Annotated in this window: 9 protein-coding genes; 7 read left to right on the forward strand and 2 right to left on the reverse strand. The window is 38.0% G+C overall.

From position 1 onward, the window contains the following. The first annotated feature begins 4 nt into the window (after window positions 1-4). On the forward strand, window positions 5-1,825 hold the full coding sequence (locus BMY57_RS05330) for a GGDEF domain-containing protein (protein WP_091772997.1): 1,821 nt from the start codon (window positions 5-7) through the stop codon (window positions 1,823-1,825). A 212-nt stretch (window positions 1,826-2,037) separates the two neighbouring features. On the opposite strand, the gene BMY57_RS05335 is transcribed toward BMY57_RS05330, so the two are convergent. Both BMY57_RS05335 and abc-f read right to left on the reverse strand, forming a co-directional pair. Next, a complete protein-coding gene (locus tag BMY57_RS05335; RefSeq protein ID WP_091772998.1) occupies window positions 2,038-2,238 on the reverse strand; it encodes a hypothetical protein in 201 nt (66 codons plus the stop codon). A gap of 114 nt (window positions 2,239-2,352) precedes the next feature. After that, window positions 2,353-3,909, reverse strand: a complete 1,557-nt coding sequence (gene abc-f / locus BMY57_RS05340; RefSeq protein ID WP_091772999.1) for a ribosomal protection-like ABC-F family protein — start codon at window positions 3,907-3,909, stop codon at window positions 2,353-2,355. Between the two features lie 349 nt (window positions 3,910-4,258). Between abc-f and BMY57_RS05345 the strand changes: the two genes are divergently transcribed. The 6 genes from BMY57_RS05345 (at window position 4,259) to BMY57_RS05370 (ending at window position 10,651) form a co-directional block, all read left to right on the forward strand. After that, on the forward strand, window positions 4,259-4,798 hold the full coding sequence (locus BMY57_RS05345) for a GNAT family N-acetyltransferase (protein ID WP_091773000.1): 540 nt from the start codon (window positions 4,259-4,261) through the stop codon (window positions 4,796-4,798). A 12-nt stretch (window positions 4,799-4,810) separates the two neighbouring features. Continuing rightward, window positions 4,811-5,371 carry a GNAT family N-acetyltransferase gene (locus BMY57_RS05350; RefSeq protein ID WP_091773001.1) on the forward strand — a complete coding sequence of 187 codons (561 nt, stop codon included), beginning with the start codon at window positions 4,811-4,813 and terminating at the stop codon, window positions 5,369-5,371. 151 nt (window positions 5,372-5,522) lie between these two features. Beyond that, window positions 5,523-6,494 carry a TAXI family TRAP transporter solute-binding subunit gene (locus BMY57_RS05355; protein ID WP_091773002.1) on the forward strand — a complete coding sequence of 324 codons (972 nt, stop codon included), beginning with the start codon at window positions 5,523-5,525 and terminating at the stop codon, window positions 6,492-6,494. Further along, the gene (locus BMY57_RS05360) at window positions 6,484-7,047 is read left to right on the forward strand and encodes a DUF1850 domain-containing protein (RefSeq protein WP_091773003.1); all 564 of its coding nucleotides are present in this window, start codon (window positions 6,484-6,486) and stop codon (window positions 7,045-7,047) included. Before BMY57_RS05355 ends, BMY57_RS05360 begins: the two co-directional genes overlap by 11 nt. Window positions 7,048-7,113: 66 nt before the next feature. Further along, window positions 7,114-9,342: a TRAP transporter permease gene (locus BMY57_RS05365; protein ID WP_091773004.1), complete on the forward strand. Its 2,229-nt coding sequence runs from the start codon at window positions 7,114-7,116 to the stop codon at window positions 9,340-9,342. Window positions 9,343-9,484: 142 nt separating this feature from the next. Beyond that, the gene (locus BMY57_RS05370; RefSeq protein ID WP_091773005.1) at window positions 9,485-10,651 is read left to right on the forward strand and encodes an exonuclease SbcCD subunit D; all 1,167 of its coding nucleotides are present in this window, start codon (window positions 9,485-9,487) and stop codon (window positions 10,649-10,651) included. Window positions 10,652-10,656 lie beyond the last annotated feature (5 nt).

The raw sequence follows: 10,656 nt of genomic DNA on the forward strand, positions 1-10,656 counted from the left end.
TTAAATGAAGCAGGCTAAATGGCTTGTGATACCGGCAATTATGTTGTTGTTTGGTTGGTTTTGGTCTGTCGTGAGTGAAGAAGAGGACCATGGATATGGAGGACAATTCAATCTAGTTAACGCCTCATTGTCTAGTGAAGTGATTCCTTTAAACGGTCAGTGGTTATTTTATCCTAATCAGTTGATTGAACCACAAGAAACAGTTTTCGGTGGCTATGATGTGCGTTTAGTGGATGTGCCACATTCATTTACAGAGAGTGAATTTGGGACTTATCAAACAGATATTAATTTAGCTCCAGAAGCTGTTGGCGAGCTGTTATCTTTATACATACCGAATTTAGGATCCGCTTATAAAGTTTGGGTGAACGATGACTTATTAATTGAAGAGAGGCAAGTGGGAGCAAGTCGTGAAACAACTGTCCCGGCTAAAAAAGCACAAGTTTTGGATTTTAGATCAGATGAGCGTATGGTAACGATCACGATTCAGGTTGCAAATCATTACTTGAGAAAAGGTGGTTTATGGACTGACGTTTTAATCGCGGATAACGATACGATGGCAAGATCTTATAATATGGATCGGGTCTTAACGTCAATTATTTGTGGAAGTTTAATGGTTCTATTTTTATACTACCTGTTTTCCTTCCTAGTACAGGGCCGCGACCGTTATCATTTATATTTTTCAGGACTAGTGTTTTTGGTGATATTACGGCTTATTCTTGAAGGTGACAAATTATTATTTACATTTATCCCTAATTTCTCATGGGAATGGTCGATGAAGTTAGAATATCTTACGTTTATATGGCTGTTACCTCTCTTTGCGTATGTCATTTCGTTAAAGTACAACCAACAAGCGAACTTAAAGTTTACAAAACTATATTCCATAACGGTACTTTTAGGATCTGCTGTGATTTTATTAACTCCTAGTTACGTGTATACCCAGTATTTAGTATTGTTTCAAGCAACACTTGTTCTAGGTTTTGCATACGTTTTGAGGGTGATTTTAAAGGCTCGTAAGGAAGATGAACCATATTCATTTATTAATTTGGTTGGACTACTAGTGTTACTCATGGCTGGACTTAATGATGTCCTTTACTATAACGATTGGATAAGAACTGAGTCGATTTTATCTATAGGGTTTCTGGTGTTCTTGTTGATTCAAATAGTCATTTTAGTCATTCAACATGCGAATACCATTGAGCAGTATCGCACTTCATCTACTGAGCTCAAAGCCTTAAATGCTGAACTAGAAGAGAAGGTGAACGCACGAACTCAAGAATTAGAAAAATCGCAACAAGATTTACTTGAGAAAAATCGTTTCTTGCATAAAATATCTTATTTAGATGAGTTAACGCATATCCCGAATAGACGGTCATTTGCTAATGTATTAAAAAGTGATTTATCAGAAGCCCAAGAAAAAGGTGAATCCATAGCGTTACTGCTAATTGACCTTGATCTATTTAAAAAGATTAACGACCAATACGGCCATCAAATGGGGGATGCTTGTTTAAAAATCTTTGCTGAGTTATTAAACCAACATTTTTCAAAATTAGAAGGGTTTGTGGCTCGCTATGGTGGAGAAGAGTTTGTTGTTATTTGTCGAGGGCAACGATTAGAGAGGTTAGTGGAATCGTCTAATGAGTTGAGGGAAAAGGTACTTAAACTTAAAGTTCCTGGAGTTTCTCAAGGAGAGCTAACCGTGAGTGTTGGGATCAGCTATGCGGAGAAAGCGGACATCACGAGTGATGTGCTATTTGAACAGGCAGATGCGGCACTGTATAAGGCAAAAGATCAAGGTCGTAATCAGGTTATTGTATTTGATAAATAAAGCTCGGTCGCTAACCGAGCTTATTTTATGTCTAAGACGTCGCGATGTCGACTGAATGTTCATCTTCTAGTGCATCAGGAATTTCTTGGTTCATGTTGCGAACACGTGGGTGGAAGTATATTTAAAAATTTGCTAGATAACCATGCAGCGGCTGAATGAAAGGTTGATTTCTCATAAAAAAGCCTCGCACCAATGGTGGTGGAGGCTAGTGCCTATTTCGTGGCGTTTTTTATATTTCTAAAAGCATTCCAAATTAGAATGGCTCCAAAAACAACTGAAGCGACAAGTCCAACAACGTAAAGCAAGGTGTCCAGAAAGTTAGCCAGTCCTTCTAATAAATCTGTACGAACGGGAATAAACATAAATCCAAACGCAGCAACAAACCCATAAATTAATCGCTGATTCATATTCATAAGATGTCTTGTCTCCTTTCATAAGTTGTCCTATTACCAAACTATTCGGCGGGCAGACAAAGTATGACAGGTACAACGTTGTGGCATTGTTTTGAACCTTACAAATAAAGATTATTAACTATCCAACTCCTTTTTCTTTTGTAAAAGTCGTTCGAATTCTGCTTCCAATTCCTCATTAGGGTCTAGGCTCATACGGCTCAAAATTTCTGTAATTTGAGTTTCGACTAATAAAAGCTCCTCATCAGAATTTGCTTGTTCCTGTGATTCCCAGAACTCTATTTCGGGTCCATCATGGATATACAGTTTTCGGTCGTGGATGATGATGAGCTTTTCTGCGACATGTTCGACAAAACGGCGGTCGTGCGAGACGAAAAGCAAAGTTCCAGGGTATTCTTGAAGCAATTTTTCTAATGCTTCTAAGGCTTCAATGTCTAGAAAGTTAGTTGGTTCATCAAGGATGAGAGTGTTGACATCACTGACAAAGATTTTGGCTAATGCGACTTTGACACGCTCCCCGCCACTTAAGACATTCACTTCTTTGTAGACGGAATCTCCTCTAAAACCTAATCTTGCTAAGACCGTACGGATCAGGGTTTCATCTTGGGAAGATGTTGCCTGAACGTTTTCTAAGATGGTCTTTTTAACATTTAATTGCTCAAGTTGTTGGCTAAAATAACCTACCTTAAGTTGAGGTGACCTCTGAACTTTTTCATCGTTCAATAATTTATGAATAAGTGTCGTTTTACCGCTTCCGTTGGGGCCAATTATCCCAATCTTTTCGCCATTTTCTATGGTAAAACTAGCTGGAGAACTCCATAACGTTTTATCCCCTATCTGTCCATCAAGTTCATGACAACGAATTAAGGGTTTATTAGCCGCTGGAATAGCCGCAGCTAGCTTCATTTGAATAGGAGGTAATTCCTTAATTTTTTCTACTTTTTCAAGTTGGTCAATCCTTGTTTGAATGGCTTTTGCGCCTTGATTAAGCTTTTTTTGTTTTTTAGCAAAATAAGGCTTTGCACCAGTAATTTTAGCTTCAGATTTCGAAACATTCTTCGGTTTTTTGGTTGCTCGTTTTGCTTTTTGTTCTTTCATTCGTAAAGCGTCTTCGAGTTGTTTTTTCTTTTCCACGTACTTCTCATACTCTTTTTCATGATGTTGGATTCTTTGATGCTTTTGATGCTCATACTCTGAGTAATTACCCTTGTATTCTATAATTTTTTCCTCATCCATTTCCCAAATGGTGGTACAAAGTTGATCGAGAAATTCACGGTCATGCGAGACAATCACAAAGGTATGATGAGCTTTCTTTAGTTCTTCTTCTAGCTTTTCGATATTTGGTTGATCGAGATGAGTGGTTGGCTCATCAAGTAATAGTAAATCTTTGTCTTCTGAAAAAATTCGGCGAATCCATTCCTGGGTAATCTCACCTCCACTTAAGTAACCTTTCTTCGGTTTGAGTTGTGGTAGGTAAGCTGTTGTTCCATATTTTGTAATCTTGCCTTCGGTTGGCTCAAGTTCATCGGCAATGATTTTAAGCAAAGTGGATTTACCAGATCCATTTCTTCCAATCAACCCGATCCGATCGCCTGCGTGAATGGAAAGATCTTTTATGCGAAACAATGTTTTATTCGCAAGCTCATATGTTAAGTCATTGATTTGGCAAAGCATGTAATCACTCCTATCAGGTTGGATAGGAATAAAAAACTCCTATCCCTTTTTTTGGATAAAGGATAGGAGGGCAGAAAATAACACTCCTATCCTACACGAAGATGAAAACATAACAAAATGGCCCTTCGAACAAGGGACGTCATCATTGTTTTCATCTGACGAATAGAATAAGAGTTTACTTCATTGGCCTACAGTTCACTTCTTTCGTTTTAATTTACTTTATTATAAAAAAATTGATCGACTGTTACAACCTTAACGTGCAATTTCCAACTTAAGATGGAAGGGAAATCGGAAGAAAGACCGAATAGGTTAAATGATGAATGTTTTAGCGAGGAAGAAGGGATAACTTATGATAACTCAATTTCAGGGTCTGACGGTTCGGGAATTAGAAGAAAAGGATCAGCCTTTTCTAGTTAAATGGTTATCGGATCCAGAAGTTCTTCAATTCTATGAAGGACGTGACCAACCTTTTGACTTAGAAAAAGTGAAGCAAGAATTCTATGAAATCGATGATGGAGTTACAAAATGTATAGTGGAGTACAAGGGAGAACGTATTGGTTACATCCAGTTTTATAAAGTTGAGGCCTATTATAGGGAGAAGTTTGGTTATAAAAGTGAACGAACATTTGGGCTAGATCAATTTATTGGAGAAGTTGATTATTGGAATAAGGGAATTGGTACAACTCTAGTCAAAAACATGGCGAGGTATTTATTGAATAGAGAAAATGCAGACCACGTTGTGATGGACCCCCAAACACAGAATCATCGTGCATTAAGATGCTATGAAAAAAGTGGGTTTAAAATAGTAAAGTTACTCCCTAAACATGAGTGGCATGAGGGTGCTTATCGAGATTGTTGGTTGATGGAGTATCAACAAAATATTGAATAAAAGGTGATCATGATGATTGATCCAACAAAGTGGGAAATCGAAACAGATCGTTTGATTCTTCGTCCTTTCCGAAAAGGTGACTATGAACGTTGGTGGGAAGGTTTTAATGGGAGAAAACCTCCTCAATATCTGTTTGATGAAGGTAGATTGAAAGATATGTCTAGATTTACGAAAAAATGGTTCATAAAATGGATTTCCGGTTTTGAAGAAAAAGCGAAGCAAGATGAAATGTATATATTAGGTGTCTTTCGCAAATTAGATGGTGCAGCTGTGGGTAAAGTAGAACTCGTGACGATTCTAAGACATGACTATCAGTGGGGGATGATGGGATATTCAATCCACAATCAGTACTGGGATCGCGGCTATGGAACAGAAAGTGTTAAGGCATTTACCAAGGCAACCTTTGATGACCTAGAATTTCACCGAATAGAATTACATATTAATCCTGAGAATAGGCGGTCAGTGAGACTGGCGCACCGAGCTGGTTATATTTTAGAGTGTAAACGAAAAGCATTTTCTAAAGAAAATGGTAGATGGGAAGATATGCTTATTTTCTATCAAAACAGTGAATGACTTATTACTCAAGGTTAGGTCATTAAATGACGAAAAAAGTCTAATGAATTTTTTACATAATTTAGAAGATTACTAGACTTTTTAATATATTTTAGATTACAATTATGTTATGATGGATTATCCAAGGAAAAAATATAAGGGGGTAATGTAAGTGAAGAAATTTAGTTTAACTCTAGTAATCTTCTTATCGCTTGGTTTGTTCTTAGCTGCTTGTGGTGGCGATAGCGATGAAGAAGGTAACGGTGGAGACGAATGGGTAAAAGATGTGACCCTATTAACAGGTGGTGAAGCTGGTACATACTTCCCGCTAGGTGTTGCGATGGCTGATGTAATTACGGCTAATGTTGATGATGTAACCGTAAACGGCTTAAGTAGTGGTGCTTCTGTCGTTAATATTAACGAAGTATCATCTGGTGAAGCGGAAATGGCTTTAGTTCAGAATGATACCGCTTTCTATGCTCTTGAAGGCTCAAAAATGTTTGAAGAGGTTGTTGATGGATACAGTGGAGTGTTCACAATCTATCCAGAGACAATCCAAATCGTTACAACTGCTGATAGCGGTATTGAAACCGTTGAAGATCTAGAAGGCAAACGTGTTGCAGTAGGTGACGTCGGTTCAGGTACCGAGGCAAACGCTGAGCAAATTCTAGGTGTTCATGATATTACATTTGATGATATTAGTGCTGAACACATGGGATTCGGTGATGCCTCTACAAACTTACAAGATGGCAACATTGATGCTGCCTTTGTAACGTCTGGTACTCCAACTGCAAGCATTCAGGAGTTAAGTGCTTCAACGGATATCCGTTTAGTAAACATCAATGATGATAAGATTGATGCTTTAATGGATGAATATCCATACTATTCTAAGGTTGAGTTAGGTTCAGACGAGTATGAAAACTTTGATAGCACCGCTACAACTGTAGCTGTTCAAGCAATGTTAATCGCTAGAGATGATTTACCTGAAGATCAGGTTTATGAAATGGTTAAAGCGATTTTCGAAAATAAAGGTGATATCGAAGAAGCTCACGAACGTGGTAAAGAGCTAACAGTTGATACAGCACAAGATGGTATGTCCATCGATCTTCATCCAGGAGCAGAGAAATACCTGAATGAGCAGTAATCGTTCAACTGAACAAGACAACCAAAAGGCATTGCTTAGCAGCAATGCCTTTTTTAAGAAAAAATATTGGTTTCTAATCATCGCTGTAGCAACTGTTATTTTATTACTGTTTACCATTAACGTTGGAAAGAAAATAGTAATCGAGGATTTACAAACGGGTAACATTCTATGGCAAGAAGAGGTGGAACGCGGAGATTGGTTTTCGCATCGCTATATTCACTCAGTAGAAAAATCTCCTGTCATTGAAAAGTTTAAAGTTAATCATGATTGGGAGATTTTAACAATGGAAAGCTGGACGAAATCATTTGGAGCTGGCTTGCCATATGAAGATAAAGGTGATGTCGAAATGAAGGATGGCTACTTTGTCATTCAAGATCTAAATAAACCTGTTTTTGGTGGAGAATTGAAGTTCCAACCTTCCGAATTATATCCTCACACATTCCGTTTTAAAGACAAAGAAGTCACATTCTCAGAACCTCCTTATTCTGAAACAAAAATATTAGTAGATATACAAAATGCGACGATCTGGGATTGTATAAAAGGTTTATTCTAGTAATGTGTTATCTATTTTTATAATAAAATATTAAAATAAATTATTTATGGACGAGAGGGGTTTGACATGGATGACAAACAACAACAGATGATTAACGAACTAGAGGGAAGTGACCGTGTATTAAGTGGTTATTGGGCGATTGCGGTCATTGTTGTCGCTGTATTTATGTCTGGTTTCCATTTATATGTTGCTGGATTTGGATTACCAGGCATTGGTTCCAAGACATTCTTAATTTTTCACTTAACTCTAGCGTTAGTGTTAATCTTTATGATTTTTCCAATTAAAAGTAGGTTAGGACAAACTAAAATACCTATTTATGATATTGTTTTATCGGCTTTTTCTTTATATGTTGGGATGTTCATCATCCAACATCAAAGTGCATCTTCGATTATGTCAGGGAATCCAACAGGATATGAAATATTCATTGGATTATCTTTAATCATACTCGTACTTGAAGCTACTCGACGCGTGGTTGGTTATCCACTCGTTATTATTGCTTTAGTCTTTATTGCATATTTCTTCTTAGGAGAATTTATGCCAGGACAATTCTATCATTCTCGTGGTGATTTCGAACGATTTATTTACGAGGTAACATATCGTAATAACGGTATATTTGGAACACCAATTTATGCTTCGGCACAATTTGTGTTTATCTTTATTTTGTTTGGTGCATTATTAGAATCTACAGGTGCGGGGAAAATGTTTATTGACCTTGCGTTACGTGCATTCGGACGATTTAAAGGTGGACCCGCAAAAGCAAGTGTTGTCGCAAGTGGAATGATGGGAAGTATTTCTGGTAGTTCAACTGCCAATGCGGTAACAACTGGTACATTTACTATTCCGTTAATGAAAAAAGTTGGATTTAAACCTCATGTCGCTGGTGGTGTTGAGGTTGCGGCATCATCGAGTGGTCAGTTCTTACCACCTATAATGGGTGCAGCTGCCTTTATTATGGTTGAGTTAACGAGTATTCCATACTACGAAATTATTCAAAGCGCCATTATCCCAGCCATTTTATGTTATATCGGGATTCTATTTATGGTTCATTTTGAAGCATCAAAAAACGGAATTAAAGGCATAGATAAAAGTGAGTTGGTTAAAGGACGCCGTTTACTAATGCAGCAAGGTTACTTATTGATTCCGATTTTTATTTTACTTTACTTTTTAGTCATCGAGAGGGTGTCGGTTAATAATTCAGCGTTCTTCTCGATAACGATCTTACTTGTTATTGCTTTATTTGCGCACCGTTTTAAAGAAAGTATGGGCCGTTCGCTTGTTTTTGCAGCGATTTTATTAGGGATTGCTTATACATTTCAATACGTTGTTCAATTACTTAACATTGGTCTTTACAATTTAAATGATGTCTTTAATACAAGCTTCTTCAGTACAGAAACTATTCGTTGGAAAGATCAAATTGCAACGATGGTGTTAGTCGGTATTATCGTCGCATTAATATTCGCAATTGGTCAGAAGAAGTTCAAGGTTGATTCAGCACCTGTTCGTTACGGTATGCGTGAGATTTTATCGGGCTTTGAACTGGCTGCACGTAACTCATTATCAATCGTGGTAGCCTGTGCGACAGCAGGGATCCTTATTGGTGTAATTACAACGTCTGGATTATCAACGAAGTTTACTCGTATTGTCGTTGGCTTTTCATCAGATTTAGCTTCTCTGGTGCCAGCATTTATGTCGACTGATAATACTGAGCTTTATTTTGCGTTGGTCTTAACAGTATTTGCGTGTTTATTATTAGGTTTAGGTCTACCAACAACGGCAACTTATGTTGTGTTAGCAGCGATCGTTGCACCTGTCTTAACGGATATGGGAGTTCCAGTCCTAGTCGCTCACTTATTTATCCTTTATTACGGGGTGTTGGCAGATGATACTCCACCAATAAACTTGCCGGCTTATGCAACTGCGGGTATTGCGAAGGCAGGACCGGTGCGTACAGGGGTTCAAGGCTTTAAATACGACTCGGCTGCTTTGTTATTACCATTCGTCTTTACGATGAATCCGACAATTTTATTAATCACAGATGCCAGCTGGCTTGAAGTAGTTTGGGCTATTATTACGGCTATGATTGGAATGGTTGCATTCGCTTCATTTATCCAAAATTGGTTATTAACCAAATATCACTGGATTGAGCGAATAATCGCAGTAGCCGTTGCGATTATGTTCATTCAACATAACATATATACGGATATTGCAGCGATTATATTGATTTTTGGACTATTCGTTTTCCAATATTATAAGTCAAAAAGAAATCCACAATCTGAAATAGCTAATGCTAGCTAATCTAAAGCCTCGAGTTCAACTCGAGGCTTTTTTGATGTTAGAAAGTCGATTGTTTGACTTTTGAAAAGAAAGATTTTACACATATGGAAGTTAGGGACACATGTTAAAATAGATATAAGATTAATAGAAAGGAATGAAGGTCGTGAAAATATTCCACACTGCTGATTGGCATTTAGGTAAACTCGTTCAAGGAGTCTATATGACAGAAGATCAGGAGCATGTCTTAAGGCAGTTCATTGAGGCAGTCCGTGAAGAAAAGCCTGATGTAGTAATCATTGCAGGTGACTTATATGATCGGGCCGTGCCACCGACTGATGCAGTTAATCTATTAGATGATCTGCTAAAGGAACTAGTTATGGATATTGGTGTTCCAGTGCTTTCTATTGCAGGGAACCATGACAGCCCTGGAAGACTGAACTTTGGGTCTAATATCATGCGAGAAAATGGGTTACATATCGTAGGGCAGTTAAAACGTGAGCCTGAGCCAGTAGTCTTAACGGACCAATATGGTGAGGTTCATTTTCATCTTATTCCTTATGTCGATCCGAGTGTAGTGCGTCATCTTTTTGAAGACGATGATGTACGCAGTCATGATGATGCCACCAGACGTATTGTTGAAGAAATTGAAGCGAATATGGATATAAATGCTAGGCATGTGTTTGTTGGCCATCAGTTTGTCACTCCGTTAGGTAAGCCTGAAGATAACACAAGTGATTCAGAGCGTCCGTTGTCCATAGGTGGAGCAGAACATGTAAATGCTATACATTTTAACAAATTTCATTATACGGCATTAGGTCATTTACATCAGGCTCATCATGTAGGGGATGAGAAAATTCGCTACGCCGGATCACCACTAAAGTATTCCATTTCAGAGGAAAATCATCGGAAAGGCTACCTTGTCGTGGATATAGAATCAGATGGCTCTATAGCCGTAGAAAAACGTGAGCTCATTCCTCGTCGTGATATGAGAACGGTCGAAACCACTATGGAGGAGTTGTTAACACATCCGATCAGTGAGGATTACGTGTTTGTACGTTTATTAGATGAGACACCTGTCCTTTACCCAATGGAAAAAATTCGCTCGGTTTACCCTAATGCGATGCATGTTGAAAGAAAGCTTCTTATAGGACCGAATGATCAAACGGATTCATCAGAAAAAGTTGAACGCCATAAGATGAGTGACCTTGACCTATTTCGTGCATTTTATGAGGAAGTAAAAGGAGAAGCAGCATCAGATGAAACGGAAGCAGTATTTAAAGAGGTATTGGATGATGTATTAAAACAAAAACGTGAGACGGTGACGAAATAAGGAAG

Origin of the sequence: Piscibacillus halophilus (genome assembly GCF_900110685.1) — a bacterium.
Taxonomy (GTDB): domain Bacteria; phylum Bacillota; class Bacilli; order Bacillales; family Alkalibacillaceae; genus Piscibacillus; species Piscibacillus halophilus.

What these genes read in the sequence shown, in the direction of transcription:
- BMY57_RS05330 (WP_091772997.1), top strand. Translation starts at nt 5, where the DNA reads ATGAAGCAGGCTAAATGGCTTGTGATACCGGCAATTATGTTGTTGTTT.
- BMY57_RS05335 (WP_091772998.1), bottom strand. Translation starts at nt 2,238, where the DNA reads ATGAATATGAATCAGCGATTAATTTATGGGTTTGTTGCTGCGTTTGGA.
- abc-f (WP_091772999.1), bottom strand. Translation starts at nt 3,909, where the DNA reads ATGCTTTGCCAAATCAATGACTTAACATATGAGCTTGCGAATAAAACA.
- BMY57_RS05345 (WP_091773000.1), top strand. Translation starts at nt 4,259, where the DNA reads ATGATAACTCAATTTCAGGGTCTGACGGTTCGGGAATTAGAAGAAAAG.
- BMY57_RS05350 (WP_091773001.1), top strand. Translation starts at nt 4,811, where the DNA reads ATGATTGATCCAACAAAGTGGGAAATCGAAACAGATCGTTTGATTCTT.
- BMY57_RS05360 (WP_091773003.1), top strand. Translation starts at nt 6,484, where the DNA reads ATGAGCAGTAATCGTTCAACTGAACAAGACAACCAAAAGGCATTGCTT.
- BMY57_RS05365 (WP_091773004.1), top strand. Translation starts at nt 7,114, where the DNA reads ATGGATGACAAACAACAACAGATGATTAACGAACTAGAGGGAAGTGAC.